General features: G+C 56.7%; 25 protein-coding genes, 2 tRNA genes and 1 pseudogene. 21 read left to right on the top strand and 7 right to left on the bottom strand.

Annotated elements, in window-relative coordinates:
* The first annotated feature begins 43 nt into the window (after positions 1-43).
* From MCG44_RS02295 to MCG44_RS02270, 6 genes are all read left to right on the top strand, one after another.
* Positions 44-904 (top strand): hypothetical protein, encoded by an 861-nt coding sequence (locus MCG44_RS02295; protein WP_147571170.1) that lies wholly within the window; start codon positions 44-46, stop codon positions 902-904.
* Between the two features lie 640 nt (positions 905-1,544).
* A complete protein-coding gene (locus MCG44_RS02290; RefSeq protein WP_240286588.1) occupies positions 1,545-2,306 on the top strand; it encodes an IclR family transcriptional regulator in 762 nt (253 codons plus the stop codon).
* A gap of 205 nt (positions 2,307-2,511) precedes the next feature.
* A complete protein-coding gene (locus tag MCG44_RS02285; protein ID WP_186853348.1) occupies positions 2,512-3,342 on the top strand; it encodes an RraA family protein in 831 nt (276 codons plus the stop codon).
* Between the two features lie 168 nt (positions 3,343-3,510).
* A complete protein-coding gene (locus MCG44_RS02280) occupies positions 3,511-4,524 on the top strand; it encodes a tripartite tricarboxylate transporter substrate binding protein (protein WP_240286586.1) in 1,014 nt (337 codons plus the stop codon).
* 80 nt (positions 4,525-4,604) lie between these two features.
* Entirely contained in the window at positions 4,605-5,060 is a 456-nt protein-coding gene (locus MCG44_RS02275; RefSeq protein WP_147573440.1) for a tripartite tricarboxylate transporter TctB family protein, read from the top strand.
* Between the two features lie 18 nt (positions 5,061-5,078).
* Complete coding sequence (locus MCG44_RS02270) at positions 5,079-6,596, top strand: tripartite tricarboxylate transporter permease (RefSeq protein ID WP_147573441.1); 1,518 nt, start codon at positions 5,079-5,081, stop codon at positions 6,594-6,596.
* A gap of 398 nt (positions 6,597-6,994) precedes the next feature.
* Here MCG44_RS02270 and tnpA read toward each other — a convergent pair.
* The 3 genes and pseudogenes from tnpA to MCG44_RS02255 all read right to left on the bottom strand — a co-directional run bounded on the left by tnpA (position 6,995) and on the right by MCG44_RS02255 (position 7,773).
* Positions 6,995-7,431 (bottom strand): annotated as a pseudogene (gene tnpA, locus MCG44_RS02265) (IS200/IS605 family transposase).
* A 176-nt stretch (positions 7,432-7,607) separates the two neighbouring features.
* Positions 7,608-7,683: transfer RNA gene (locus MCG44_RS02260), tRNA-Met, on the bottom strand.
* A 3-nt stretch (positions 7,684-7,686) separates the two neighbouring features.
* A tRNA-Leu gene (locus MCG44_RS02255) sits at positions 7,687-7,773 on the bottom strand.
* Positions 7,774-8,261: 488 nt separating this feature from the next.
* On the opposite strand from MCG44_RS02255, the gene prfB reads away from it, so the two are divergent.
* The 3 genes from prfB (at position 8,262) to MCG44_RS02240 (ending at position 11,423) form a co-directional block, all read left to right on the top strand.
* A complete protein-coding gene (gene prfB / locus MCG44_RS02250; RefSeq protein WP_186853368.1) occupies positions 8,262-9,383 on the top strand; it encodes a peptide chain release factor 2 in 1,122 nt (373 codons plus the stop codon).
* 112 nt (positions 9,384-9,495) lie between these two features.
* Entirely contained in the window at positions 9,496-10,173 is a 678-nt protein-coding gene (locus MCG44_RS02245) for a TIGR00266 family protein (RefSeq protein WP_240286584.1), read from the top strand.
* A gap of 257 nt (positions 10,174-10,430) precedes the next feature.
* Positions 10,431-11,423 carry a 4-hydroxy-2-oxovalerate aldolase gene (locus MCG44_RS02240; protein WP_240286582.1) on the top strand — a complete coding sequence of 331 codons (993 nt, stop codon included), beginning with the start codon at positions 10,431-10,433 and terminating at the stop codon, positions 11,421-11,423.
* 129 nt (positions 11,424-11,552) lie between these two features.
* Here the strand turns inward: MCG44_RS02240 and MCG44_RS02235 are convergent, their stop codons facing one another.
* The 4 genes from MCG44_RS02235 to MCG44_RS02220 all read right to left on the bottom strand — a co-directional run bounded on the left by MCG44_RS02235 (position 11,553) and on the right by MCG44_RS02220 (position 14,291).
* Positions 11,553-11,981 (bottom strand): CBS domain-containing protein, encoded by a 429-nt coding sequence (locus MCG44_RS02235; protein ID WP_147573462.1) that lies wholly within the window; start codon positions 11,979-11,981, stop codon positions 11,553-11,555.
* A gap of 132 nt (positions 11,982-12,113) precedes the next feature.
* Positions 12,114-12,284 (bottom strand): hypothetical protein, encoded by a 171-nt coding sequence (locus MCG44_RS02230; RefSeq protein ID WP_240286580.1) that lies wholly within the window; start codon positions 12,282-12,284, stop codon positions 12,114-12,116.
* A 59-nt stretch (positions 12,285-12,343) separates the two neighbouring features.
* The gene (locus MCG44_RS02225; protein ID WP_186853370.1) at positions 12,344-13,348 is read right to left on the bottom strand and encodes an ATP-binding protein; all 1,005 of its coding nucleotides are present in this window, start codon (positions 13,346-13,348) and stop codon (positions 12,344-12,346) included.
* A 4-nt stretch (positions 13,349-13,352) separates the two neighbouring features.
* Positions 13,353-14,291, bottom strand: coding sequence for a DnaD domain protein (locus MCG44_RS02220; RefSeq protein WP_240286578.1), 939 nt, complete (start codon positions 14,289-14,291; stop codon positions 13,353-13,355).
* Positions 14,292-14,704: 413 nt separating this feature from the next.
* Between MCG44_RS02220 and MCG44_RS02215 the strand changes: the two genes are divergently transcribed.
* The 12 genes from MCG44_RS02215 to MCG44_RS02160 all read left to right on the top strand — a co-directional run bounded on the left by MCG44_RS02215 (position 14,705) and on the right by MCG44_RS02160 (position 26,784).
* On the top strand, positions 14,705-15,016 hold the full coding sequence (locus MCG44_RS02215) for a cell division protein ZapA (protein WP_186853372.1): 312 nt from the start codon (positions 14,705-14,707) through the stop codon (positions 15,014-15,016).
* Between the two features lie 68 nt (positions 15,017-15,084).
* Positions 15,085-17,169 (top strand): U32 family peptidase, encoded by a 2,085-nt coding sequence (locus MCG44_RS02210; RefSeq protein ID WP_186853373.1) that lies wholly within the window; start codon positions 15,085-15,087, stop codon positions 17,167-17,169.
* A 21-nt stretch (positions 17,170-17,190) separates the two neighbouring features.
* Positions 17,191-18,315: an acyl-protein synthetase gene (locus MCG44_RS02205; RefSeq protein WP_240286576.1), complete on the top strand. Its 1,125-nt coding sequence runs from the start codon at positions 17,191-17,193 to the stop codon at positions 18,313-18,315.
* Positions 18,312-19,571: an acyl-CoA reductase gene (locus MCG44_RS02200; RefSeq protein ID WP_240286575.1), complete on the top strand. Its 1,260-nt coding sequence runs from the start codon at positions 18,312-18,314 to the stop codon at positions 19,569-19,571. Before MCG44_RS02205 ends, MCG44_RS02200 begins: the two co-directional genes overlap by 4 nt.
* 24 nt (positions 19,572-19,595) lie before the next feature.
* A complete protein-coding gene (gene dut / locus MCG44_RS02195; protein ID WP_186853376.1) occupies positions 19,596-20,045 on the top strand; it encodes a dUTP diphosphatase in 450 nt (149 codons plus the stop codon).
* Positions 20,046-20,102: 57 nt separating this feature from the next.
* Positions 20,103-20,954 carry a DUF2262 domain-containing protein gene (locus MCG44_RS02190; protein WP_240286573.1) on the top strand — a complete coding sequence of 284 codons (852 nt, stop codon included), beginning with the start codon at positions 20,103-20,105 and terminating at the stop codon, positions 20,952-20,954.
* 36 nt (positions 20,955-20,990) lie between these two features.
* Positions 20,991-21,590 (top strand): Maf family protein, encoded by a 600-nt coding sequence (locus MCG44_RS02185; RefSeq protein ID WP_147573471.1) that lies wholly within the window; start codon positions 20,991-20,993, stop codon positions 21,588-21,590.
* Entirely contained in the window at positions 21,587-22,429 is an 843-nt protein-coding gene (gene mreC, locus MCG44_RS02180; protein ID WP_147573472.1) for a rod shape-determining protein MreC, read from the top strand. The genes MCG44_RS02185 and mreC overlap by 4 nt, the downstream gene beginning before the upstream one ends.
* A 41-nt stretch (positions 22,430-22,470) precedes the next feature.
* On the top strand, positions 22,471-22,983 hold the full coding sequence (locus tag MCG44_RS02175; RefSeq protein ID WP_147573473.1) for a rod shape-determining protein MreD: 513 nt from the start codon (positions 22,471-22,473) through the stop codon (positions 22,981-22,983).
* Positions 22,984-23,017: 34 nt separating this feature from the next.
* Positions 23,018-25,318, top strand: a complete 2,301-nt coding sequence (locus MCG44_RS02170; RefSeq protein ID WP_147573474.1) for a penicillin-binding transpeptidase domain-containing protein — start codon at positions 23,018-23,020, stop codon at positions 25,316-25,318.
* 110 nt (positions 25,319-25,428) lie between these two features.
* On the top strand, positions 25,429-26,238 hold the full coding sequence (locus MCG44_RS02165) for an Mrp/NBP35 family ATP-binding protein (protein ID WP_240286571.1): 810 nt from the start codon (positions 25,429-25,431) through the stop codon (positions 26,236-26,238).
* A gap of 87 nt (positions 26,239-26,325) precedes the next feature.
* The gene (locus MCG44_RS02160; protein WP_240286569.1) at positions 26,326-26,784 is read left to right on the top strand and encodes a hypothetical protein; all 459 of its coding nucleotides are present in this window, start codon (positions 26,326-26,328) and stop codon (positions 26,782-26,784) included.
* The last annotated feature ends 8 nt before the right edge of the window (positions 26,785-26,792 follow it).

Genomic DNA, 26,792 nt, shown 5'->3' with positions numbered 1-26,792 from the left:
TCTGTACTTAAGTATTGCCAATTCTGTAAGGAGGATGAAACCCATGAAAGCCACCTTTGTTTTAACTCCCGCTGAGGCCCGCCGTCTGATTGCCAAGACGGTCATCCAGATGCCTGAATTCCAGAAGGCATGGAAGGAGGCCTATGTGCTGCTGGCCGGCGGCACCACCAACGCCTTCATCGCCCAGGAACTGCTGGGCGATAAGTCCATCGAGCCCGGACTGTGCACGGTGGGCAACAGCACCGATGGAATGCTCTGCGTCACTGAGCCCTCCAGCCGCAAGAGCTTCCCCAACGTATTCTATAAGGGACAGCCTGTGGATAAAAAGATCGACGAGGCCCTTCAGGACTACCACGCCGACACCGTCATCATCAAGGGCGCCAACGCCTTTGACCAGGATGGCCATGTGGGCATCATCACCTCCGGCTTCAATGGCGGCACCGTGCCCAACTTCATCGGCTATATGACCAGCAAGGGCCTGAAGTGGATCTGCCCTGTGGGCTATGAGAAGATGGTGCCCAGCGTGCCCGCCGCCAGCCGCGCTCTGGGCGGCGCCAACCATATCGACATCTCCATGGGTGCCGACCCCGGCCTGTACTGCCTGTCCAGCGCCGACATCGTCACCGAGGTGGAGGCCATCAAGATGATGTTCAACTGCGAGGCCAAGGTGGTTTGCGCCGGCGGCATCGGCGGAAACGAGGGCGCCCACTACTGGGCTGTGGACGGCGATGAGGCGGACATCAAGGCTCTGGTGGACTATTTGGAGAAGGAGATCAAGGGCGAGCCCCCTGTCAAGGGCAACAAGGGCAACTGCTCTAATTGCCGGTATCCTGGCTGCCGCTACAATGGCCTGCAGCCTGACCAACTGCCTGACTGGATGAAGAAGCGGGGCATCAAGAAGTAATATCGCTGACTTTTAGGGCCGCCTCGGTCGTCACACGCGACGGCCGGGCGGCCCGCCCCTATATATAGCCTCTTTTGTGTCTCAATCATGCTTTTAGGATTTCAGCGACCCCATTCCCATTAAGGACTTCGCTTGATTCTAGGTATGAGGGAAAGGCGCAAATTAGCAAGGAAGAAAAGACTATTCTCCCACCTGGGGAACAGACATAAATCAGTCTCACTCCAGGGACCAAAGCGGTATGGACCTCGAAATTCCTCCATCATTCTCTTTCTGTTCTGCGGCAACATCCTGTTCACCGCTGGCATAGCCATGCCTCGTAGACGTCGTATATACAAAAGTGTAGTCCTTACTGTAAGAAAAACTACAAACAAAATTCAATCATGAGCTGTGCCGCAGGGGTCCCCCATTATGGCACAGTTCTTTAATTTTTATAAAAACTGGTCAAAAGCTGGAGGTCGTGTAAGCCCCGTTTTATCTCTGGCTTTTCTGGATCTGGAGCAGGTAATAAGTAGAAAATTGAGTCGGGTATAAATTAAAAGGCCCCACATGGTTGCCCTGCAATCTTAATTTGCCAACCGGTAATTGACATGCGTTGAGCCCCCCGCTACAATAGCAAAAGAACGAGAGGGAGGGATACTATATGACATCTGGTGAAAAAACCGTTTCACTGTTGAAATTACTTGGGCAGGCTCCCTATGTCCACAGTGTTACTGAACTGGGAGAAAAAATTGGATGCACAAAGAGCGGAACATGCAAGCTATTAGCGGCCCTGGTAAAAAGCGGATTGGCTACCCAAACTGTAGATCGAAAATACACTCTGGGACCGGTGGTATATATTTTAGGAAAAACTTATGAAGATCACATCGGCTTATCCAAAATGGTTAAGCCGTATTTGGTGCGGCTACGGGATCTCACCGGGGAGAACGCCTCCTTCAGTATGTTGGTTGACGGAAAGGCCAACCTGGTCTACCGGGAGGAGAGTCTCCAGGCCGTCCGGGTGGCTGGCAGTGTGGGGCAAGAACGCCCCCTGTATGCCGGTGCCAACGGGAAGGTCTTGGGGGCCTTCCAGAGCGACGAGGTCATCCGTCGCCGCCTGATGGAGGAACCCATTACACCACTGACTGAGCGCACTATTATTTCGCCAGATGAGCTTTTGAAGGAGTACGCTAAAATTCGCGCACAGGGATATGCCATCAGCGATGGGGAATTGAGTATTGAGACCATCGGCATCAGCGCCCCCATTCGGGACGAATCTGGAACCGTCTGGGCAGCCATCTCCATCGGTGCTCCCAGATTGCGGGTAGACCAGACCAAACTAGAACGATACATCTTTTTGGTCAGGGAGATCGCAAAGGAGATGTCCAAGGATCTAAGCAGTGGCGCCATTGGAAATTCACTGTAATAACACAGGAAACATCCCCGTACTTATTTTCCTATTAGGAAACAGTATCGGGGATTTTATTAAAAATTGTCCAATATAAATGTGGAATATTGATGAATTTTCTTTGTTTTTCTTGTATATATTGAATATTTTTCTTTCTTATGATATCCTATATTCAGAAAATAAGTTTCCTATTTAGAAATATCATTAAGAAGGAGTATAGGTTATGGATATCACACAAGTGGAAAAGGCTAATGAAGAGGTTGCCGCCCTGCGCGCCCAGCGCGACAAGGATTACGCGGAGTACGAGGCAGCTGGACGAGTCTGGGGTCTGGTCCCCCGGGAGCGGATCACTCGGATCAAATTTCCTCGCGTCAGCAGGCAAATTATCGACGGTTACCTATCCATGGAGGACATGAGCACCACTGTCTCTGATGTACTGGACTCCTACGGGATCGACGGGGCCATCCCCACTTCTTATTTGAAGCCAGTGATTCCCGGCAGCAAAATCTGCGGTCCCGCGGTAACTATTCGGAACATTCCGGTCCGTAAGACACCCACCCAGGGCGCCCACGACCATGACTTCATCGCAATGTCTACCCGGGATATCTACTACCTAGGAGAGCCAGGCGACGTTTTGGTGTCCGACTTTGGCGGTAACCTGGATGTATCCAACATGGGCGGCCAGAGCTGCACCGTTGGCAAAAGCTGCGGCTTTGCCGGCAATATTGTCAACGGTTGCTGCCGGGATGTGTCCTCCATCCGAGAGATGGGTTACCCCGTATTCAGTTGCGGCACCACTCAGATCACCGGAAAGTTCCGCATGGAGTGCATCGAGATGAACGGTCCTGTCACTCTGTGCGGCAAACTGGTCATCCCCGGCGACCTAATGGTGGCGGACGACTCCGGTGTGTGCATCGTCCCTTATGAACTGGCAGAGCCTGTACTAGAGGAGTGCCTAAAGATCGCCGCCTCCGAGGAGCGGATGCGCCAACTGATCGTATCCAAGGCTCCTATTTCTGAATTGCGGCCTCTGTTCCGGGCACGGTATAAATAAGAAAGGAATGGCACGAATCAGCGGTATCTCAGCAACCACATAGCCAATCCTCTCTTTCCTGCCTCCTGCTACCTCGTCGCGTTTACAGTTGTAAGGCCCTTGATCTGGCGGAAACTAAAAGATGAATTGGGAAATAAGCCTCAAATAATATAGTTGGAGGAATTCAATATGAAAAAAATATTTGCCGCTCTTCTTGCCTGCGCCATGACCCTGTCTCTCGCTGCCTGCTCTAATGGCAGTCCCACCCCTGGCGCTTCCTCTTCCGGCGGCTCCTCTACTGCTGGCAGCGGCGATCAAGATTTTGCGTTTGAGAAGCCTGTCACTGTGGTCGTTCCCTTCAAAGCAGGTAGCGCCACCGACAATCAGATCCGCCTGATGCAGTCTGACCTGGAGGACGCTCTCGGTACTACTCTCGTCATTGTTAACTCCGAAGGCGGCTCTGGCACGATCGGCACAACTGACTATTTGAATAGCTATCAGCCAGATGGGTATACAATCCTATACTCCTTGGCCACTCCCATAGTTTATAAACCACTGAGTGGAGATACCGCATACACCTATGACGATCTCCGTGGGGTTGCACTAACCTCCAGCCAGCCCATGTATCTGATCCTTGCCGACACCTCTCCCTTCCAGTCCGCCCAGGAAGTGCTGGACTATATTAAGTCCAATCCCGGCGAATTTACCTATGCCAACGTAGGTAACGGCGGAAACGGTCATTTAGCTTTTGCTTCCTTTCTGATGGGTGAGGCGCTGGAAGCTACCTCAGTACCATACACTGGTGGCACCGCTGACTGTTATACCGCCATGATGGGCGGCGAGGTAGATGCCGCGGTTTACGGCGAAGCAGATCTATTAGCCCGTCCCGAGTGCCACGGCGTCATTAATTTAGGGAGCAAATCTACGGTGGAGTCTCTAGTTGATATTCCCACTCTAGCCGACTTGGGCTACGAGGGCTACGAAACCAATAATATGGCCGGTTTTTTCTATCATAAGAATGTACCGGATGCCGCCGCTACCGCCTTTGAATCCGCTGTAGAATCCGTCCTTACAGATGAATCGTTCGTCACTCGTGCCACCGAGGCCGGCTTTGTTCCTTACTTCGCCTCTGGCACCAAGTTAGACGAGATGGCGCACCAGGCAATGGAAACCTCTCAGCCAGTTATTGACTCTCTAGGCTGAAATATAAAGCGACGCGTTTCTAACCGCGGCCTGCTAGGCAACAGCTTGCGGGCCGCAGTAGAATAGAAAGGTAGTTCAGAATGCAAAAACGAAATTGTATTACCGCACTGATCTGTGCCGCTATCTTCGCCTTTTTCCTGATTCAGAGTCAAATGCTCAGCGATACTGCCGCATATTGGCCTACCATTATCTGCAGTGTTGGGTTAGCTCTATCCTGCCTTGAAATTCTGCTGGAAGGAATTAAATGGCGTCGGACGGCAGACCACCAGGAAAAGTTCTTCCCTCTGACCTGGGTGCAGACCAAGCGTGGCCTGGTGGCTTTAGGTATCCTGATCCTCTGGGTTGTTGGACTGAATACTATAGGCTTCCTTGTCACCTCTCTGGCAGCGTTGTGCGTCATCACCGTTTGGTTCGATCCCCAGAAGACGAAAAAGAATATCATTCGAGATGTAGCTTCCTGTGTGGTCATTGGGATTATTGTCTATGTCATGTTTGGGTATTTGGGCGTAAACTTCCCCAGGGCCCTGTTAATCTGAGGGGGGAGAGAAACATTTATGACTGATATTTTACTCTATTTTCTGGATGCTATCACGCCATTTCACCTAGCCATTACTCTGGCAGGTACTGTGGTAGGTATTATTATTGGCGCTCTGCCCGGCTTTACCGCTACCATGGCTATTGCAGTCTTGATCCCCATCACGTATACCTGGGACACTACGGCCGCCCTGATTTTTTTGGGCGCCATTTATTGTGGCTCTATGTTTGGCGGCTCCATCTCCGCTATTCTGATTAATACACCCGGCACCGCCGCCGCGGCAGCTACCGCCATGGACGGTTACGCTATGACAAAGCGCGGCCGTGCACACGAAGCTTTGATGGAGTCGGCTGTCTCCTCCTTTTGGGGTGGTATCGTCGGCAATCTCGCTCTGTTATTTTTTGCACCTGTTATGGCTAGGTGGGCCTTTAACTTTGGCGCTCAAGAGCGCTTTCTGATGGCCGCCTTTGGTCTGACTATCATCGCCTCCCTATCCACCAAAAGCATTATCAAAGGGCTGATGATGGGTTGCCTCGGCCTTCTCATCGCATGCGTGGGCATGGATCCTGTAATGGGGCGGGCACGCTTCACCTTTGGCAGCACCTATCTGATGGGCGGTATCACAATGATCCCAGTAGTGATCGGTTTATTCAGTGTTTCTCAAGTATTTATGAGTCTACGTGACCCCATCAAGCCAGCACGGGAAGATGATATTATCCGCTATAAAAGAGCTCGCTTTAAGTTGAGGGATTTCTGTTACTACCCTATCACTTATTTGTGGTCCTCCATCGTCGGGCTTGTCATTGGTATCATTCCCGGTACCGGCGGAGATGTCGCCAGCTATGTTTCCTATAATATTGGTAAGATTGTCTCTAAGGAACGCGATCAATTCGGGCAGGGCTCCCGTGATGCAGTGGCCGCCTGTGAAGCCTCCAATAACGCAGTCGTCGGTGGTACTCTGATTCCCACACTGACCCTGGGCATCCCCGGTAATGCCACCACCGCCGTTCTGCTTTCCGGACTAACTATCCACGGAATGACGCCAGGCTATGGACTGTTCACAGAGAGCGGGGATGTGACTTATCCCTTCATTATGTCTATGTTCCTTGCCAACTTGGCTTTTGTAATCATTGGTGTATTGGGGGCCAAATACTTTGCTAGGGTTACTTTAACTCCCCAAAATATTTTGGCTGCCTGCGTATTCAATCTAAGTTTAATCGGTTGTTACGCTGTACGTGGAAATGTAAAGGACGTCTATATCATGCTGATTTTTGGCGTGGTAGGTTATCTCCTCAAGCTGTACAAGTACAATGTGGTCCCCATTGTTTTGGGTATCATCTTGGGCGATATCGCAGAGGAGGCATTGCAGCAAGGTCTAATCCTTTACGATAATAATTTAGGATCTATGTTCTCCACGTTCCTACAGCGTCCTATTTGTATTGTATTACTTTTGATGATGGTAATATCTATCTCTGCCCCCATTATTATGGAATATCGCAAAAAGAAAAAAGATATTTCTCACGCAACGATGGACTGATTGTGGCGGAAGCAATAAGAGGAAGCCCTTTGTAAACTGTCCCACAGCAATCCGTCCCAGCCGCATTGTTCTGTCCCTGCTCATGGTTATCTCGTTGAGCTATCCTTATATCTCTCAATACCGCGCCAAGAAAAAGAGCCAGACATCGTAAGTTTTCTTCAAAGCCCATCTCAAACAGGGGAATGCATCTGATCAGGGAAGGCATTTCCCTGTTTTTTCTATTGGACCGCTGACCCCTACTGTAACTTAGAAGCGGTCATTTGAAAGTTTCAGAGGTCCTATTATTCCCCACCAAGTTTACCCCGGCACAGCCAGGGGTCTTCATATGCGGGCAAAGCTCTATATCACCAGCAGTGCCTGCTGGCGCTTGTTACGGTCCGCCAGCTGTGAGGAGGTTGTTACTTGCTACCCTTAAAAGGGTCTACAAATTTTTCATCATGATCTGATCCTGTATCTTGTCTTTGTCCAACGGGTGCCTGATATACTCCGCTATTGCTTTTGCGTTCTTTCCATCTGTATCAACATAATATCCTCTGCGCCAAAATTGTCGGTTCCCATATTTGTATTTCAAGCTTGCATATCTCTCATAGATGATCAGCGTACTTTTCCCTTTCAAAATCCTACAAATCCAGATACACTAATCTTTGGCGGTATACTTACTAGCATATGAATATAATCCGGACATACCTCTGCTTCTATGATCTTAACTTGTTTCCACTCACACAATCTCCTTAATATCTCTCCTGTTTCTTCTCCTGATAAAATAGCTTGGCACAAAGGCTATTTGATATCTACAGTTCCAGTTTTTATGTGATAAACTATTGCTGTCATTCATCTTGGATGACCTCCCTTTGCCTCTTTCATGCAGTTTCCAGACCGCATCTTAAGTATAGCAAAGGGAGTTTTTATTTTTTACTCTCCGCTAAAGTTTTTACGGAACTCCCTGGCACAGCCGAGGGTTTTCAGGCTACAAAAATAATCCGCTGGAATCAGATGATTCCAGCGGATTTCTGGTTGCGGGAGGAGGACTTGAACCTCCGACCTCCGGGTTATGAGCCCGACGAGCTACCAACTGCTCTATCCCGCGATATGGTGCCGGAGACCGGGATCGAACCGGCACGGGATCGCTCCCACGGGATTTTAAGTCCCGGGCGTCTGCCAATTCCGCCACTCCGGCATGGGTGGCTTCCGATCTTCTTTTGAAGGCTAGAATAGTTTACCATATGAAATGGACTATGTCAAGTCAAAAAATATCTTTTCTTTTCCCCATAGTTCCCCTCGGCTGGATGTACAAAAACGGACACATATCCCCACAGGGCCCGCATATACTGATATGTATATCCCTTCTCCCCGCCATCTGCTGATGAACTGGGAGAGACATAACTGGAGGAACCAATTATGGATGAACACAAGACCCCTATTTTAGAGCTGCCTGAGCGTTCCGCCCCCAAGGACGATCTGGATGATCTGATCTTCCGCGGAGAGGGCTGGCTGGCCAGTGATCGTTAGGGGGCCGTTCACGTCTGGAACGGCCCTCATTGATTCCTTTCTGGGCGAGGGCAGGTTTTCCTTTACTTTTGTTTCCAGCTCATATATAATAATTGGGCCTAAAACCAACTTGTCCCCGGCTATTCCGGGAGTTTACGAGAGAGAGTTGAGGACCGCATGCTCCAATTTGATGAATATAAAGTCAAGCTGAACAACCTGCTCCCCGCCCTGAAGGAGCTGGCTCAGGCCCTTGATCTGGATGGGGCCGAGCGTGAGCTGGATATGCTCCAGGCTGAGTCTGCCGCCGACGGCTTTTGGGACAACCTGGCCAAGGCCCAGAAGGTCCAGCAGCGGATCAAGAACCTGCAGGACAAGGTGGACAGCCAAAAAAAGCGCCAGAGCCAGTGGGACGACCTGATGGCCCTGTGCGAGATGGGCAACGAATTTGAGGACGAATCCCTTATCCCGGAGCTCGAGGATGGCTTCGCCCATCTGGAGGCCGATATGGAGACGGCCCGTTTGGAGACGCTGCTCACCGGCGAGTACGACCGCTCCAACGTGATCCTGACCATTCATCCCGGCGCCGGCGGGACTGAGGCCCAGGACTGGGCACAGATGCTTTACCGGATGTACACCCGCTGGACCGAGCGCCACGGCTTCACCTATCAGATCATGGATTACCAGGAAGGGGACGAGGCCGGCATCAAATCGGCCACTATCATGATTGAGGGGAGCAACGCCTATGGCTACCTCAGAGGAGAACACGGCGTTCACCGGTTGGTGCGGGTGTCCCCCTTTGACGCTAATGCCCGGCGGCAGACCTCCTTTGCCTCCGTGGAGGTCATGCCCGACCTGCCCGAGGATGTGGAGATTGAAATCCGCCCTGAGGACATTGAGATGCAGGTCTACCGGGCCAGCGGCGCCGGCGGCCAGCACGTCAACAAGACCTCCTCCGCAGTCCGTCTCATTCACAAGCCAACTGGCGTGGTGGTAGCTTCCCAGCAGGAACGCTCCCAATTCCAGAACAAGGACAACTGTATGAAGATGCTCCGGGCCAAGCTGGTGGAACTGCAGATGCAGGAGAAGGCGGAGAAGATTTCCGATCTAAAAGGCGTCCAGCTGAAGATAGAGTGGGGCAGTCAGATCCGCTCCTACGTCTTCATGCCCTACCAGATGGTGAAGGACAACCGCACCGCCTATGAGACCAGCAACATCAACGCCGTAATGGACGGCGATCTGGATGGCTTTATCAATGCCTATCTCACGGCGGAGGCCACAGGTAACTGGGCCACCAAATAATAAGCAGCCTGCCGGAGCTCTCTGGCAGGCCGCTTTTTTATATCCTGGTTGTATCAGCTTCCCGCTTCTGATATACTGGAGGTACCACCAATAAAAAGAAAGGCGGGATACTATGAAATACGAGATCAAGGGTGAGCCCACCCCGGTAGTTATCTGTGAACTGAGCGCGGGGGAAAGTATGATCACCGAAAAAGGCTCTATGGTTTGGATGAGCCCTAATATGGAGATGCAGACCTCGGCAGGAGGCCTGGGAAAAGCCTTTGGTCGGATGTTCTCAGGAGAATCCATCTTTCAGAACATCTATACAGCCCAGGGCGGTCCGGGGACGATTGCTTTCGCGTCTAGCTTTCCAGGCGCTATCCGGGCTGTGGAGATTACTCCGGATCGGCCCATCGTGGTCCAGAAATCTGCCTTTTTGGCGGCCACCGATGGGGTGGAGCTCTCCGTCTTTTTTCAAAAGAAGTTAGGGGCCGGCTTTTTCGGCGGCGAAGGCTTTATTATGCAGAAACTTTCTGGCCGCGGAACCGTCTTTTTGGAGATCGACGGCTATGGTGTGGAATACGATCTGGCGGCCGGACAGCAACTGATTGTAGATACAGGAAATCTCGCTGTTATGGACACCAGTTGTTCCATTGACATCCAATCCGTAAAAGGAGTCAAAAATATGATCTTTGGCGGTGAGGGGTTGTTCAACACCGTTGTCACCGGTCCGGGGCACATCACGCTCCAGACCATGCCCATCAGCGCCTTTGCCGGGGCTATCTCCTCGGTGCTGCCCACCAAGGGATAGAATCGTTTTGCCCTGTCAGGTGTATCTCCCGGAATCTTTTTCCCTTTCAGGCCCTGTGTACCGCCCCCTCTTGACATCGTCCCACTTCTGATAGAAAATGTGAGTATGGCGTCCCATGCAGTGACCAGCGGTCAAGAAGCTTTGATCCGCATGGCACTGGGGTCCATTCAAAGGATGGTGAGGTCTTGTCCAGAAATCCTATGTCCTGATCTATGATTTGTCTACAAAAAATGTACAAACAATAAAGGAGCAGCGCTATGTTAGTAATGGATTGCACCCTGCGAGATGGGGCCAATGTGGTAGGTAAGGGCTTCGATGCCCGGCTGACCAAAATGATGATCGAGGGAATGATCGCCGCGGGTATCACCACCATCGAAATGGGAAACTGTTTGGGTCTGGGCGCATATGAGGCCAATGGTTCTATTGCCCCCTGCACAGACGAGGAGTATCTCCAGCTGATACAGCCTTATCTGTCCCAGGCTGAAATCGGTATGTTTCTGGGCTATAAGAACGCCACCCAGCCCAATGTGAATCTGGCTGCCAGATATGGGTTGAAATTTCTCCGCATCGGCGCTAACGCCGGCGACGGAGCAGGAGCCTGCGAGGGAATCCGGCGGGTAAAGGCTGCCGGCATGAAGTGCCGTTACTCTTTGATGAAGGCCTATGTCCTGTCCCCCAAGGAGTTGGCAGAGGAAGCCAAGATGCTAGCTGACTGCGGACTGGATGAGATCACTATCATGGACTCTGCCGGTACCATGATGCCCCATGAGACAGAGGCCTATACCAAAGAGCTGGTCGCTGCTGTGGATATCCCTGTGGCATTCCACGGCCACAATAATCTGGGACTGTCCGTAGCCAACGCCATCGCCGCCGCTGAGGCCGGGGCCACCGTCTTTGACTGCGGCCTGCTGGGCATGGCCCGCAGCGCCGGCAACTGCGCCACTGAACTTCTGGTAGCCACTTTCCAACGGCTGGGTTATTTTAAGGACATTGACCTCTACAAGCTGCTGGCCTTCCTGGACGGTGAGTTAATCCCTGCCATGGAGGAATACAACTACCACGTGGCAGTTAAGCCCTTTGACCTGATCCTGGGTCTGGCGGGCTGCCACTCCAGCTTTACCAAGCGTTTTCAGAACATTGCCGATGAAATGGGCGTGCCTCTGTATCAACTGATCGTAGAAGTATCTAAGCGGGATCAGAAGGCCCCCAGCGAGGAACTGATCCGCCAGATCGCCGCGGATCTGGTCTGATTTCCAACAGTCCTATATTCGCTTCAAATCCGGACGATTTCCGCTCCCTAGAGGAGATACATTTATATCCAAAGAACGTTTAAAAAATGTGCGTCCATGCTGAACATGGACGCACATTTTTTACCGCTTTTACCGCACCACTATATTCTCCGATATCTCACACAGAGCCTGGGACGCCTCCATGTCGAAGCGGTGGCTGCGGGCCAGATCCGCCAGGGAGATGACGCCTACCAGCTTGCCTTTTTCAACAACAGGAAGCCGACGGACCTGCTGGGTGGACATGAGCCGGGTGGCCTCCCGGCAGTCATCTCCCGGAGCTACTGTGGCACAGTTCCGGGTCATAATATCCCGGACCATGGTCTGGGCCGGGTCCTCCTCCGCGGCGATGCAGCGCAGGACGATATCCCGGTCCGTCACCATTCCGCGCAGCCGGCCGTCGCTGGAGCAGACCGGAAGTGAGCCTACATTGTGCCGGCTGATGAGCCGGGCGGCCAGGGAGGCCGAGGAGGTTGGCTCGATGGTGACCACGCTGGGATTCATCAGTTCTCTTACTTCCATGTAAAAACCGCCTTTCCGGTAAAAATTGGTCTTGCACCAGTTTGTCCGGAAAGGCGGTTTTTTATTCTGTCTCCTGAATCCTATTTATCTCCCGAATGACAAATCGGCCGCCCTCATTCCTACGGACAGAGATCACTTTTTGGATATTCTCTGGTCGATTCGGTAAAATACCTCACCCAGCACAGAGCATATGGCAAAAAACAAAATGATCTTGACCGGTTCAAACTTGGGCAGCAGCACAGCGCCCAGTCCGCCGCCCACGATCAGTGCCATAACCAGCAGCAGCGACCTTCTGAAACGCATGATAACCGCCTATCTTCCATCACTTTTTCTCTATGGAAAACGCTTCGAAATTCAGGGTATTACAGTCTACCTTTCTTCAACAGGCGGATGTCGTCACCGAAAAACTCCAGCAGGTGATACTCCCCATCCAGGCGGGAGGCGATCTGGGGTGAGTATCGCCGGGCCGCCTCCTCCATGGTCAGGTTGGAGGAGATAACTGTGTGCAGCCCCGCCACCAGCCGGGAGTTGATGAGCTCATAGAGAGCAGACTGGGTAAACTGGGTAGTCAGTTCGCTGCCCAGATCGTCTAAGATCAGCAGGTCGCAGTTGAGATAGCGGCGGGTCTCATCCCTGGCCTCCTGCCCGTCCTGGCTGTCCCGGAGGAACTTCTTAGCTTCGAACTGGGCAAAGATATTTCCCGCGGTATCGTAGACCACAGAGCGCCCCCCTTCTGACACCGTACGGGCGATACAGGCGGACAAAAAGGTCTTGCCCAGCCCCGGAGCGCCGGAGAGGAACAGATTTTTGTAGTGGAACCTGCCGAACTTCTGCGCATAGTTCAGACAGACCTCGTAGATCAGCTCCATGTTTTCCCGGGGGGAGATCCCCCGGTTCGGCCAGGGAGTCTGACTGTAATAGTCGATGCGGAAGGAGTCGAAGGACTGCTCCCCTAGGTCCAGCAGCTTGGACAGCTCCCGGATCTGCTCCTGGGCACACAACCGCTTCAGGCAATCGCACATCTGAGCTCCCCTCCAGCCGGTGTCTCCGCACAGAGGACAGGCGGGCTTGTCCTCCAGAGCATCGGCGGGCAGCCCCATAGCGCCCAGCAGGACAGCCCGCTCCTGCTGCAGGTCCAGATTTTTTTCCTTTACCGTCCGTACCGCCTGGGCGGGGTTCCCTCCCTGGCGCAGGGTGGCGGCGACCAACTGGGCCATGGTCCCCTGAAGCTGCCGGTCCAACTGGGCCAGGCGAGGCTCCCGGCCGTAGGCTCTGTCCCGCAGCCGGTCCAGCTCCACCCTTCTTCGGCGCCGCTCCCCTTCCAGCCGGTCCACAGCCCGGCGAAGCACATTGGGATCATATGCCATAGGTTCACCCTTCCTTCTTCATCTGGTCCAGCATACGGCGCATCCGCTCCATGTTTTCCCGTGTCCGCTTCTCCTGGTCCGCCGGAGCCCCCTGAGGCGGCTGGCCAGCCCGCAGGGGCCTGGGGTCCCGGTCGCCCGCCTGGATGGCGGCGGCGGTGTGGAGGCCTTTCTGGTGCCAGCGGCGGAGAATACCGTTCATATAGCCCCAATCCATAGACTGCTTCTTCAGCACCGTCTTTTCATACGCCATCCGCAGGGCCTCGTCGTCAAAGCCCATATCGTCCCAGGCGGCGATATAAGTCCGCTCCTGGGACACCAAGGGGTGCGGCGGGATGTCCAGCAGCCGGAGCACCTGGGCCTCCCGACCCCGGAGGTGGGTCAGGCGCTGGAGATGGGCCTCGGCCCGCTCCATCGTGTCGATGCCCTGGCGGGCCCAGACAAAGCCCGCCTTTTTGATTTGGGACAGGAAGGGCCGCCGTCCCGGCCCGTATTTTCGTTCCATCTCCTCGGTACACCAGCCCACCAGCATCAAAACAACCTCGGCAGGCAGAGCCAGATGGTCATAGAGTGTGTACAAAGACCGCAGGTCGTTGGCGGACAGCTTTTTGCCCAGCCGCCGCTCCACCTCGTCGCACAGGGCTGGAAAGGTGGATGTATTTTCTTTCAGGGCGGCGGTAATATCCTCTAGGGAATACTCCGGGGGAGGAGTTTCCGGGACAGGGGGGGCGGAGACGGGGGGCTGCTCCGGTGCCATACCCAGCTTTTTTAACTGGTCCAGAGCTGTGTCCAGACGCTGCTGGGACCAGGTCAGATGGGACAGATCCCCGTGGCGCAGAAAATGGAGATAGAGCAGGGCGGCATCGCCGCTGTCCAGTCTCAACAGCCGGTCGGCCGCCTGGTCTGTCATGGCCAGGACGCTTCCGGGCAGCAATGTTTGGGCCATACTACCGCCCTCCTTTCTAAAAACGGTCCCGCTCCTGACCCGAGGCAGGGCGGAGGGACCGTGGCTGTGTTTCTTCATTTTACCGCAAAAACCGCCCGGCGTAAACAGGAAATTGCGGAGGCCTCCGGTCCATCCCCGCTGTTCGCTATGGGTCGGCGCTTCTGGTTGTCACGCCTCCCCGGCTCACGACGCGTGGCTTCCCTCCGTCTCGGGCTGGAAACAGCCGCTTATGCGGCTTCGGTTTCGCGCCCTCGCTCCGGTCCATCCCCGCTGTTCGCCGCGGGTCGGCGCTTCTTGGAAAAATTCATGGATTATTTGTTTTTCAAATGTTCCCTTCTGTGGTATAATGATGAGTAAGTTGGATTCGTATGCCCATTTGGCATACAAAAGATAGAAGAAGGGGAGGAGCTCCGATGAAGAACAAAGTGGTAGTGACCATCGCGGGACAGGAGTATACCATGGTGGCGGTAGAGGACGAGGCCTATGTCCGCAAGTGCGCTGACTATGTGGACAGCCAGCTGCGTGATATCATGAGCAACAAGCTGCCCAAGGAGACGGCCGCCGTGCTGGCCGCCATGAATATGGCCGACCTGTACTTCAAGGAACAGGATGCCGCCGAGAATCTCCGCCGCCAGATCAAGGAGAATCTGGAGGAGGCCAACCGGCTGAAGATGGAGCTGTCTGAGGCCAAGCGGGAGATCTTCAAGCTTCAGACCCGCAAATAACCGCCGGAGGCGGACACGACTTTTGCCGCGTGTCCGTCCCGTGCCTTTGATTTTCCAGGAGGTATCCCATGTTGGAACTGCTCGCGCCGGCCGGCTCTATGGAGGCGGTGACGGCCGCCGTCCAGAACGGCGCCGACGCCGTCTATTTTGGATATGGAGATTTCAACGCCCGCCGCAACGCCAAGAATTTTTCTGAGGAAGAGGCCGCGGCGGCGGTTTCTTATTGCCATCTCCGGGGCTGCAAGGTACATCTAACTCTGAACACCCTGCTTACTGACCGGGAGTTGCCGGGGGCGGCGGAGGTTGCCGCTCACGCCAGTCGCATCGGCGTGGACGCGGTCATTGTACAGGACCTGGGTGTGCTGCGTATGCTAAGGCAGACCGTCCCGGACCTGCCCCTCCATGGCTCCACCCAGATGACCGTCCACTCTTTGGACGGGGTAAAGCAGTGCGCTGACCTGGGCATCAGCCGGGTGGTGCTGTCCCGGGAGCTGAACCGGGACCAGATCGCCTATATCTGCCAGAACTCCCCCATCGAGATCGAGGTGTTTGGTCACGGGGCGCTGTGTATGTGTTACTCCGGCCAGTGTTATTTCTCCTCGGTCATTGGGGGGCGGAGCGGCAACCGTGGTCTGTGCGCCCAGCCCTGCCGGCTGAAGTATGGCTGGAACGGCCGGGCGGACGAGTACCCTCTCTCTCTAAAGGATATGTCCCTGGTGAGCCACCTGAAGGAGCTTCAGGACATGGGGGTGGCCTGCCTGAAGTTGGAGGGCCGGATGAAGCGGCCGGAGTATGTGGCCGTGGTCACCGGTGTGTACGCCAGAGCTCTGAAGGAGGGCCGCTCCCCCACCCAGGCGGAGCTGGATGCCCTGGAGCAGGTCTTTTCCCGCCAGGGCTTTACGGACAGCTACTTCATGGGTCAAAAGGGCCCCGAAATGTTTGGTACGCGCCAGGAGGGAAAGGAGCCCAAGGAGCTCTATGCCCAGGCCCGGGCCACCTATGAAAACGGCGAGAACCGGAAGGAGCCGGTGAGAATATACGCCATGATCCAGGCCGACCAGCCAGCCCGGATCGCCGTGGAGGACAAGGAGGGCCGGATGGTCCATGGGGAGGGGCCGGTGCCCGAGGCGGCTCGAAACGTGCCCCTGACACGGGAAAAGGTGGAGGGCCAGCTGTCCCGCACCGGAGGCACCCCCTACTCCTGTCAGAAGGTGACCGCCAAAGTAGAGGAGGGCCTATCCCTTCCCCTGTCCGCCCTGAATGACCTGCGCCGCCGGGCCCTGGAGGATCTGTCCGTCCAGCGGCAGGCCCTCCCCCAGAGGAGGGTGGAGCCCTTCCGGCCGGGTGTGAGGTATGAGAATCCCAGGGGGACGCCTGTATACACAATTTCTGTCCGGGAGGCGGCCCAGATCAGTGGAGAGCTGCTGCGGCTGTCCCCTGCTCTGATCTACTTACCCGCCGACCAGGGCGCTGCCCACCCGGAGGTGGTGAAGCGGTGCCAAGAGGCCGGTGTCCCCGTCGCCGCCCTTATGCCCCGTGTGTACAGCGACCGGGAAACTTTGGCCCTGGAGGAGGATTTGGCTGCCCTGCGCCGCATTGGAGTAGACCAGGTGCTGGCCGGCACACTGGGCGCTGTCCGCCGGGCTGCCCAGCTGGGCTTTTCGGTCCGGGGAGACTACGGCCTTGGGGTATATAACAGCCAGACCATGAAAGAGCTGAAGCGGCTGGGACTCATCTCCGCTACCGCCTCCTTCGAGCTGAAGCTGGCCCAGATTCGGGACCTGTCTAAGGCTATTCCCACGGAGCTCATCGCCTATGGCCGCCTACCTTTGATGATTACAGAAAACTGTATTATCCACAACCATTCCGGCCAGCACACCTGCTCCAACGTGAACCTGCTCACCGACCGGAAGGGGGAGCGGTTCCCGGTGGTCCAGGCCTACGGCTGCCGCAACGAGATCTTGAACTCCAAAAAGCTGTTTTTGGCTGACCGGACCCAGGACTATGGCCGCCTGGGCCTGTGGGCGGCCCGGCTGATGTTTACCACGGAAAACGCCATGGAGTGCGCCCAGGTATTGGAACGCTATCTGGGACAGGGGTCATACCAGCCAAATGAGTATACTCGGGGACTCTACTACCGAGACGTGGAGTAACAGAGACTAGGGGGAAACGCCGTGTTCAGCCGACAGCGCCTGTTTTGGCTCCACCAGCCCTATGACCTGGAGGGCTCCGACCCGGACTTTCTTCGGGCGGTGCGGGATAACTGCGCCTTCCATATGGCCCGCTGCCCGGAGTACCGGGCCATTGCGGACCACATCGGCTTCTCTCCAGAGCAGATACAGACCATAGCTGACCTGGCCCGGCTCCCCGTCCTGCCTACCCTGTTTTACAAGCGGCACGCCGTCTTTTCCATGCCCCGGTGGCGAATGGCCATGCGGGTCACCTCCTCCGGCACCAGCGGCAGGTTCAGCCAGGTGGGCTTTGACTGGGGCTGTCTCCTGGCGGAGGTACCCATGGTCCTTCGCCTGGGCTGGCGGCACGGCCTGATCTCTCCCAGGCCCGCTCACAATGTGATCCTGGGCTATCAGCCCCACCGCCAGAATAAAACAGGTGTCACCCGCACCATGTTCGGCCTGACCTGGTTTGCCCCTCCCATCAGCCGGACCTACGCCCTGCGCTATGGGGACGGCGGCTATGTCCCCGACCTGGACCATGTGGCGAAGGCCCTGGAAAAGCTGGGCAGTTCCCGGTTTCCCACCCGGATCATCGGTTTTCCCTCCTACCTCTGGTTCGGTCTGAAGCGGATGGAGGAGCTGGGCCTGCGGGCGCAGCTGCCGAAGGGCTCCCGCATCCTCCTGGCCGGAGGCTGGAAACAGCACTACGCCCAGCAGGTGGAAAAGCCTGTCCTCTATGGCCTGGCCGGTCGGATACTGGGCATCCAAGAGGCGAATATCAATGAGTTTTTCGGGGCGGTAGAGCACCCCATCTTTTTCAACGCCTGCAAAGAGCACCACTTCCACATCCCCGTCTACTCCCGCGTCATCATTCGGGATGTGAATACATTGGAGCCCCTGCCCATGGGGAAGGTGGGGCTGATCAACCTGATCTCTCCCCTCCTCCGGGCTACCCCAGCTACCAGCGTCATGACGGATGATCTGGGCTATCTCACGCCGGGGGAGGAATGTGGCTGCGGCCTCCGCTCCCCCTATCTGACCATCCTGGGCCGGGTGGGGCTGGCGGAGATCCAGACCTGCGCCGCCGGAGCCGCGGAACTGCTTGGGAAGGGGGAGATGCCGTGATTCTTGCCAATGGAGCCCTTCTCCCGGACAGCGACCTGCCAAAGGTGCTCTCCGGTCTGGAGGCGGAGATTAACCACACCCGAAGCGCCTCCCCTTTGGAAGCGGAGGCCGTCGTGGACGCCTGCGCTACGCTGCTGGACCGGCTGGATCAGGGAGAGCTGGACCATCTCCTGTCCCGGTTTGCCACCCCACAGCTTCTGGATACTCTGGGGAGGTACCGCCACACGCTCCAGTCGGAGAGCCTGCGCTATAAACTGGCCGTAGAGCTGGACGGTCTCTGGACAGGGGAGCGCCCCCGGCCCTTTGGCCGCTCTGTGGTCCTGCCCCTGGGCACCCTGCTCCACATTGCCGCCGGCAACATAGAGGGCCTTCCCGCCTTCAGCGCCCTGGAGGGCCTGTTGACCGGAAACGTCAACCTGCTGAAGCTGCCTTCTGGAGATACGGGCTTGTCCCTGGCTCTGCTCAAGCTGCTGACAGACACCCAGCCCGATCTGGCCCCCTACCTCTATGTCTTTTCCATCCCCTCTGCCGACCGGACCTCCCTGGAGGTCCTGGCCAGCCTGGCGGACGGCATCGTCACCTGGGGCGGGGATGAGGCTGTCCGGGCCGCCCGGAGCATGGCTCCCGCCGGCTGCAAGCTGATTGAGTGGAGCCACCGGCTCAGTTTCGCCTATGTATCTGGCCGTCCGCCGGAGGAGGAATGGTATGCCCTGGCCCGCCATATCCTGTCCACCGGGGGGCTGCTGTGCTCCTCCTGCCAGGTGATTTATCTGGACACCGACAGCCTGGATGATGGTAGGGCGTTCTGCCATAGCTTCCTGCCTATCCTGGAGCGCGCGGCCGCCGCCTGTCACCCGACCCCCGGACAGGCGGCCCAGGCCACTCTCCACGGGTATGAGCATTTTTTGGAGCAGACGGTGAGAAACACCGGGGCCCAGGTCTTTCTGGGGCGGGGCTGCTCGGTCACCCTTTGTCCCGACCAGGAGTTGGAGCTGTCGCCTCTCCATGGAAACATACTGGTAAAACGGCTGCCCCGTTCCCAGCTTTTTTCTGTCCTTCGGCGGCAGAAGGGAAGGCTTCAGACCGCCGGACTGCTCTGCCCCCCGGAGGAGCGGGAGGAGCTGACCGCCCTTCTGGTCCGGGCGGGACTGACCCGAATCACCTCCGCCGGCACTATGTCCGCCCCATTTCCAGGGGCGGGACATGACGGGGAGCACCCCCTGCGCCGGTATGTGCGCATCGTGGATATCGAATAGAAAAAGGATTAGGAGTTTACAATTATGGAGTTGAAGATCAAAGCAGTTTCCCCTAAAATTGGGAGCGACATCCCCCTGCCCTTCTACGCCACCCCCGGATCGGCGGCCATGGACCTACACGCCTGTATGGAGGAGGCGGTGGTCATTCCTGCCGGCGGCCGGAAGGTCATCCCAACTGGCATCGCCATCGCCCTGCCCTCGCCGGACTATGTGGCGCTGGTCTTTGCCCGGAGCGGGCTGGGCATCAAACATGGCATCGCCCCCGCCAACTGTGTGGGCGTCATCGACAGCGACTACCGGGGAGAGATCCTGGTGGGCCTGCAAAATTCCGGGGACACGGACTTTACCATTCAGCCCGGTGAGCGCATCGCCCAGCTGATGGTCACCCCGGTAGTCCAGGCCGAGCTGAAAATCGTGGATGAGCTGGACGACACCCAGCGGGGCGCCGGCGGCTTCGGCTCTACCGGAAAATAAGCGACAAACACGGGCCCCTTTAACCAGGCCCAGTGTGACGAGCATGGAGGAAGCAGTATGTTTGGACTGTTCAAAAAGAAAGAAGCGCCCAAGGAGCCTCCCTCCCAACAGAGGGACGAGTGGAAGGAGTTCGCCGCCCCCTTCCTGCCGGAGGAGTTGTCTATTGTGGCTGTCACGGACGCCAGCGGCTTCGGCTCTGTCAAAGAACCGGAGCAAGAGCTCTGGCGGGTGGGCATCGGCCTGACCGCCTGGATGGAGGAGGACAGCCCGGACATCCACCGGGGAGAGGCCAGCCTAGTCTCTCTGGCCGACGACACCCTGCGGAACTATCTCCGCCAGCGGGTCCGGCCTGACTTTATCATCAAGTTCAAGGCGCGGGTGTCAGAGGATGGCCGGAGGCTCCTCTTACTGGACCTGCCGGAGCCGGGCTTTGATCCGGACCTGAAGGCTATCCTGGAGGAGCAGAAAAAGCCTGTATCCTTCTGGGAGGACGGTCTGGGCACCTTTACCTTGAACCGCTCGGTGGGCTGGTTTGAGACTGAGGCGGAGTGGCTGGGCCAGCCCGCCCGCCTGGACTTCGACCGGGACGAAAACCGGGCGGACTGTCTGACGCATTTTCACACCCTGATGGAGCGTCAGGAGGAGTGGGACCAGAGGGTGCGGGCCTTGGCCGCGGAAAAGCTGCTTGACCTGGCCAACGACTGGGCCCAGGAGGCGGAGGAGGACCGGGAGGCGGCGGAGATCACCCAGGAGCAGTTCATGGAGCGCATGGAACTGGACGCCATTCAGATCTATGAGGACGGAGCCTTCGAATTTTGGTTCAACGACGGGGACCTGTTCTGGGGGCACTCCATCCACGTCACCGGCTCTCTGACAAATGGGCCGGAGGAGGCCCAGATGGAGGGATGAGTCCTCCCACCTATTTTCTCACCAAGGAGTTTTGTTATGCGTATCATCCTCGCCTCTCAATCCCCCCGGCGGCGGGAGCTGCTGGAGCGGATGGGGGTCGCTGAATTTGACATCATTCCTGCGCAAGGGGAGGAGGTCATGGACCCCTCGCTGTCTCCGGACCGGCTGGTGGAGGAGCTGTCCCGCCAGAAGTGCGCGGAAGTCGCCGCCGCCCACCCGGACGGCCTGGTCATCGCCGCTGATACGGTGGTATCTGTGGGCGGGCTGGTGCTGGGCAAGCCCCACAGCCGTGAGGAGGCGGTCCGGATGCTCTCCGCTCTGTCCGGTCGGGAGCATATGGTATACACCGGCGTCACCCTCTTTTCCGGTGGCCGGACCGCCACGGAGCACGAGGCCACCTCTGTCCGCTTCCGCCCCCTGTCCCAAGGGGATATCGACCACTACCTGGCCACTGGAGAGCCCATGGACAAGGCTGGGGCTTACGGCATTCAGGGGTACGGCAGTGTGCTTATAGAGGGCATCTCCGGGGACTACTATAATGTGATGGGCCTGCCGGTCTGCCGGCTGGGCCGGATGCTGGCCCGGTTTGGAGTGGACACACTGTCCATGGCCGCGAAAAAGGAGCAAGGAACGTGAAAGATTTTCTCCGCCAGAATGGGATCCTGCTGGTCATCATCGCCTTGCTGCTGACCATTCTGATTGGGGTGGGCACCGCATTTATGGGCGGCAATGCCGACCCCCTGTCCAACGTGGTAAACACGGTCACCAGCCCCATACGAAATGGCATTGCTGCCGCCGCTGACTGGGCGGAGGGAGTATATAACTATGTATTCCGCTATGGCCAGATCCAGGAGGAGCTGGACAGCCTGCGGGCCCAGGTGGCCGAGCTGGAGGACCAGGTTCGAGAGGGGCAGGAGGCCGCCAAGCAAAACGAGCGCCTGCGGGAGCTGCTGGACCTCCAGGCCAAACGTGAGGACTTCGTCTTTGAGTCCGCACGGGTTACTGGGCGCTCCACTGACAACTGGGCATCCACACTGACCATCAGCAAAGGCACCTCCGCCGGCGTGGAGGCGGGCGACTGCGTCGTGACCTCCACCGGCGTGCTGGTGGGAGTTGTGTCCAAGGTGGGGCTGAACTGGTCCACCGTCTCCACAATTATCAACACAGACATTGAGATTGGGGGCATCGTCACCCGAACGTACAGCGCCGGGGTGCTGGAGGGAGACTTTGCCCTGATGGGCCAGGGCCGTCTGAAGCTGAGTTACCTCCCCCACAGCGCTCAGTTGGTGTCTGGGGACGAGGTGCTCACCTCCGGCAAGGGGGACGTGTATCCTTCCGGGCTGGTGGTAGGTCAGGTGGAGGGCGTCTTTACCGACCCTTCTGGGATGACCCGCTATGCCGTGGTGGTCCCTGACGCCGACCTGTCCTCCTTAGTTGAGGTATTCGTCATCAAAGACTTTGATATCCAGGAGTAGGCGCGGCCTGTGGCCGCCCTACCCAGTAAGGAGCGTTTCATTTGACCCGACGTGACCTGATCCACAAGTGGCTTGTCTATGCCCTGGGCCTGCTGCCCCTGTGGCTGCTGGACGACTATATCCTGCCTCGGTACCCCCTCTTTGGCGTAACACCCATGCTGCTGCCTGTGGCGGCAGCCGCTGTGGCGGTGCTGGAGGGGGCCTATGCTGGAGCGGGCTTTGGAATGGCGGTCGGCCTGCTGTGGGAGCTGGCCTACCCCGGAGGCTTTGGCGGCCTGGTGCTTGGGATGGCCCTGGCCGGCATGGCCATTGGGGCCCTCGCCCAGTATGCCCTGAGCCAGTCCTTTCCCGGCTGCCTGCTCTGTTCCGCCGCTATCCTTGCTCTGCTGGACCTGCTGCGGGTGCTGCGGGGGCTCATCACCCACGCGGCCTCCCTCCCGGCGCTGCTCCAGGTGGCCGTGCCCGAATTTCTCTATTCCTTGGCCTGGACTCCGGTAGTCTATCTCCTGTTCCGGGCCATATTTCGCCGGGTGGGCGGGACCAAGCTGGCCTGATTCGCCCTTTTCTTCTCCAGGATGGAGGTATTCCATGGATGTAAAACAATTTCATCGCCGGGTCCTGTGCATCGCCTTGCTCCTTTCCCTGTGTCTTACCGCCATGGGGGCCACACTGTACGACCTCCAGATCAATCAGGGTGAGGCGCTGTATGAGCGATCTCAGAACAAGATCGCAGAAACCCAGATAGTCGAAGCAGACCGGGGAGACATTCTGGACCGAAATGGCCGTGTGTTGGTGTCTAATCGGGTGGTCTACCAGGTGACGCTGGACCTGGATCACATGGGAAAGGAGCCGGAGGAGCGCAACGCGACCCTTCTGTCCCTCGTCCACGCGGCTCGGGCCTCTGGGGTAGAATGGAGCGACACCCTGCCCATCTCCGCCGATGAGCCCTTTGTGTTCACTGAGCAGTCCCCCTACTTTACCCTCTCACAAAATGAGGACGGGACCCCTTCTAAGACTTTGACCCGCCTGGGCCAGTTGGCTGTCAAAATGAAATGGATCACCGACCCCACCAAAGAGCCCGAGCCAGTAGAAACAGCCCCTGTACAGCAGGAGGAGCCTGGGCTTTGGGACAGGATCACCGGATTTTTTACTGGAGAGACGCCCCAGAAAGAGGTCCAGACACCAGTGCAGGAGAAGGATAGCTCACTTCCTACCGCCCGGCAGCTGCTTGGTAAAATGTGCGCCAGCTTTGAAATCGCAGGCGAGGGCGCTGTGGACAAGAAGTCTGCGGAGGCATCCGGGCAGGCGGTGCCCGACCTGAATATCGGAGACATGGACCCGGCAGATGCCCGGGCCATCGCCGGACTGCTGTATGAGCTGTACTTGCGTTCCCGTGAGGTCACCTGGACTCCCTATGTCTTTGCCGAGGGCGTGGATATCGATTTCATTTCCCGTGTCAAAGAGCTCTCTCTGCCTGGAGTGGTCATCGAGCCCACTACCGTCCGTCAGTACCACACCCAGTACGCCGCCCACATCTTAGGGCGGGTAGGACTGATGAACCGTTCAGAGGTGGAATACTATACCTCGCTGGACGAGGACGGGGACGGTAAGCCCGACTACGAGATGGACGATACCGTAGGTAAGGAGGGGGTGGAAAAGGCCTTCGAGTCCTTCCTGCGGGGTACCCCAGGGATCCGGGCCGTGGATCGGAACACCAGCGGAAAGATCTTGTCAGAGAGTTGGATCACCGAGCCAAAGCCAGGGGACAATATTGTGCTCACCATCGATATTGACCTGCAGAAAAAGGTGGAGGACACTCTGGCCTCCTCCCTGCCCAATCTGGTCAGTGAGGAGGTGGAGGGCGCGGCCTGCGTGGTGCTGGATGTAAACAGCTTTGATGTATTGGCTTCCGCCTCCTACCCTACCTTCGACCTGGCCAACTACTCCCGTGACTGGGAGAAAAATTCTACAGATCCCCTCACTCCCCTGGTCAACCGGGCACTTACAGGCACCTACGCCCCCGGCTCCACCTTTAAGATGGTCACCGCTATCGGAGCACTGGAGGAGGGCATTATCACTCCCGACTCCCAAATACGGGACCTGGGCCGCTACACCTACTACCCCGGCACTCCTCCCCAGTGCTGGTACTACCGCCAGTACGGCAAGTATCACGGGCTCATCAACGTCAGCGAGGCTATCGAGGTATCATGCAACTACTTTTTCTACGACGTGGGACGGCGGCTTGGCATCGACCTGTTGGTAGACTACGCCACCCGCTTTGGCCTTGGCCAAAAGACGGGCATTGAGCTGGAGGAGTCCTCAGGCGTCATGGCTGGCCCCGAATATACTGAGAGCATGGGCGGGACCTGGTACGAGGGCTCGGTCCTATCTGTGGCCATCGGCCAGGAGAGCAGCCAATTTACCCCTATCCAGCTTGCCAGCTATATCTCCACACTGGTCAATGGAGGCACCCGAAAGTCCACCCACCTGCTGAAGGAAATCAAATCCAGCGATTACTCCCAAATCGTGGAAACCTATGAGCCGGAGGTCCTCAGCACCATTGAGATACAGGACAAAAATCTAGAGGCTGTCAAGGCCGGAATGCTGGCCCTGACCACTGACGGCTCGGTACGCCGCTACTTTCAGGACCTGCCTGTCCAGGTGGGCGCCAAAACTGGCTCCGCCCAGGTCAGCGCCCAGACGGAGTCCAATGCCGTTTTCGTCTGCTTCGCCCCCTATGATGACCCGGAGATCGCCTTGGCCATGGTGGTGGAACACGGCGGAAGCGGCTCAGAACTGGGCGCCATGGCAGCCGATATTCTCTCCTATTACTTCTCAACCAAGGGCAGCATGGATGAGATCCCCATGGAAAATACTTTGATCCGGTAGTTTCCGGTCCTTTTTTGCCTCTGTCTTGACGGGCGGAGAGAAAAGGGGTACACTTTGAGAGAACGACTATACTCGGGCCCGGCCCGTATGATTGTAAGGAGATGTTCCAAGTGTCTGAATGTACTCATGACTGCTCCAGCTGCAGCGCCGATTGCTCCTCCCGGGATATGCGTGTCCCTGCCAACGCCATGTCCAGTGTAAAGCGGGTCATCGCCGTTGTCAGCGGGAAAGGCGGCGTCGGCAAGAGCACCGTCACCGCCAGTCTGGCCGTCGCTATGGCCAGAAAGGGCCGTAAGGTAGCCATCTTAGATGCCGATATCACCGGCCCCTCTATCCCAACCGCTTTTGGCATCCATGAGAAGGCCACAGGAAGCGACGCCGGCATCGACCCCGCCGTCACGGCCGGCGGCATCAAGCTCATGTCCCTGAACCTGCTCACCGCAAATGAAACGGACCCCGTGGTATGGCGTGGACCCGTCATTGCCGGCGTAGTCACACAGTTCTGGCAAGAAGTGGTCTGGGGCGATGTGGACTATATGTTCGTGGATATGCCTCCTGGCACTGGCGACGTACCTCTAACTGTTTTCCAGTCCCTTCCCGTGGACGGTATTATTGTCGTCACTTCTCCTCAGGATCTGGTATCCATGATCGTGACAAAGGCTGTAAATATGGCTAAGATGATGGATATTCCCGTCCTTGGGCTGGTAGAGAATTACAGCTATTTTCAGTGTCCTGATTGCGGCAAGAAGCACGCGATTTTCGGGGACAGCCATTTGGAAAAAGTGGCGATGGAACTGGAGATTCCTGTGCTGGCCCAGTTGCCTATTGATCCCAGTCTTGCCGCCGCCTTTGACGCTGGAAAGATTGAACAGGTCGAACGGAATTATTTGGAAGACGTTGCGGCCCGCCTGGATGGCTAAGGTCAAGTAAAATGTCATACAGAATCCCTTTGTCCGCCGGTCCTATGGACCGGCGTTTTTTTCTGGTAGGCGCGCTATGTCTACCAAATGTCTACCAAAAAAAGCGGGAAAGCGCTGGGAAACGTGGCTTTCCCGCTTTTCCATTTTCTGGGTGTCTACCAGATGTCTACCAAGGGCACTTTTTCTTTGAAAAAGCGCCCTTTTTTATTTGCTCTTAGCGGGTTTTCCTCACCTTTTTTGCTGTGCAAGGGGCGTTATACTCCGCTGGGCCGACTATTGGGCGAAAACTCCCCTGTTTTGAACGAAAAAAGCGCGAAAATTCAGGCGTTTTCCCCTAACAATGACCGCTGTAAAATAATGGCTCTCTACTCGAAACAGGTCGGAGGGCGGCCCCTGAACGTTGCCATGGAGCGCTCCACAGGGCCTCTGCTGACGGTCGGCACAGGAAGGGGCAGCTCTCCCGCCTGTTTCGGGTTCCGGGGCGAAAAGCGGTCAGTTGAGATATGGTCCGAAAGGCTGCACAGGTCCGAGGGCCAAAAAATTTAAGGAGGAAT

The sequence above is a fragment of the Lawsonibacter sp. OA9 genome, from assembly GCF_022440585.1.
Note: the sequence above shows the minus strand (reverse complement) of the source record. Positions and strands in the feature narration are given on the sequence as shown.

What these genes read in the sequence shown, in the direction of transcription:
- MCG44_RS02295 (WP_147571170.1), top strand. Translation starts at nt 44, where the DNA reads ATGAAAGCCACCTTTGTTTTAACTCCCGCTGAGGCCCGCCGTCTGATT.
- MCG44_RS02290 (WP_240286588.1), top strand. Translation starts at nt 1,545, where the DNA reads ATGACATCTGGTGAAAAAACCGTTTCACTGTTGAAATTACTTGGGCAG.
- MCG44_RS02285 (WP_186853348.1), top strand. Translation starts at nt 2,512, where the DNA reads ATGGATATCACACAAGTGGAAAAGGCTAATGAAGAGGTTGCCGCCCTG.
- MCG44_RS02280 (WP_240286586.1), top strand. Translation starts at nt 3,511, where the DNA reads ATGAAAAAAATATTTGCCGCTCTTCTTGCCTGCGCCATGACCCTGTCT.
- MCG44_RS02275 (WP_147573440.1), top strand. Translation starts at nt 4,605, where the DNA reads ATGCAAAAACGAAATTGTATTACCGCACTGATCTGTGCCGCTATCTTC.
- MCG44_RS02270 (WP_147573441.1), top strand. Translation starts at nt 5,079, where the DNA reads ATGACTGATATTTTACTCTATTTTCTGGATGCTATCACGCCATTTCAC.
- prfB (WP_186853368.1), top strand. Translation starts at nt 8,262, where the DNA reads ATGCTCCAATTTGATGAATATAAAGTCAAGCTGAACAACCTGCTCCCC.
- MCG44_RS02245 (WP_240286584.1), top strand. Translation starts at nt 9,496, where the DNA reads ATGAAATACGAGATCAAGGGTGAGCCCACCCCGGTAGTTATCTGTGAA.
- MCG44_RS02240 (WP_240286582.1), top strand. Translation starts at nt 10,431, where the DNA reads ATGTTAGTAATGGATTGCACCCTGCGAGATGGGGCCAATGTGGTAGGT.
- MCG44_RS02235 (WP_147573462.1), bottom strand. Translation starts at nt 11,981, where the DNA reads ATGGAAGTAAGAGAACTGATGAATCCCAGCGTGGTCACCATCGAGCCA.
- MCG44_RS02230 (WP_240286580.1), bottom strand. Translation starts at nt 12,284, where the DNA reads ATGCGTTTCAGAAGGTCGCTGCTGCTGGTTATGGCACTGATCGTGGGC.
- MCG44_RS02225 (WP_186853370.1), bottom strand. Translation starts at nt 13,348, where the DNA reads ATGGCATATGATCCCAATGTGCTTCGCCGGGCTGTGGACCGGCTGGAA.
- MCG44_RS02220 (WP_240286578.1), bottom strand. Translation starts at nt 14,291, where the DNA reads ATGGCCCAAACATTGCTGCCCGGAAGCGTCCTGGCCATGACAGACCAG.
- MCG44_RS02215 (WP_186853372.1), top strand. Translation starts at nt 14,705, where the DNA reads ATGAAGAACAAAGTGGTAGTGACCATCGCGGGACAGGAGTATACCATG.
- MCG44_RS02210 (WP_186853373.1), top strand. Translation starts at nt 15,085, where the DNA reads ATGTTGGAACTGCTCGCGCCGGCCGGCTCTATGGAGGCGGTGACGGCC.
- dut (WP_186853376.1), top strand. Translation starts at nt 19,596, where the DNA reads ATGGAGTTGAAGATCAAAGCAGTTTCCCCTAAAATTGGGAGCGACATC.
- MCG44_RS02190 (WP_240286573.1), top strand. Translation starts at nt 20,103, where the DNA reads ATGTTTGGACTGTTCAAAAAGAAAGAAGCGCCCAAGGAGCCTCCCTCC.
- MCG44_RS02185 (WP_147573471.1), top strand. Translation starts at nt 20,991, where the DNA reads ATGCGTATCATCCTCGCCTCTCAATCCCCCCGGCGGCGGGAGCTGCTG.
- MCG44_RS02170 (WP_147573474.1), top strand. Translation starts at nt 23,018, where the DNA reads ATGGATGTAAAACAATTTCATCGCCGGGTCCTGTGCATCGCCTTGCTC.
- MCG44_RS02160 (WP_240286569.1), top strand. Translation starts at nt 26,326, where the DNA reads ATGTCTACCAAAAAAAGCGGGAAAGCGCTGGGAAACGTGGCTTTCCCG.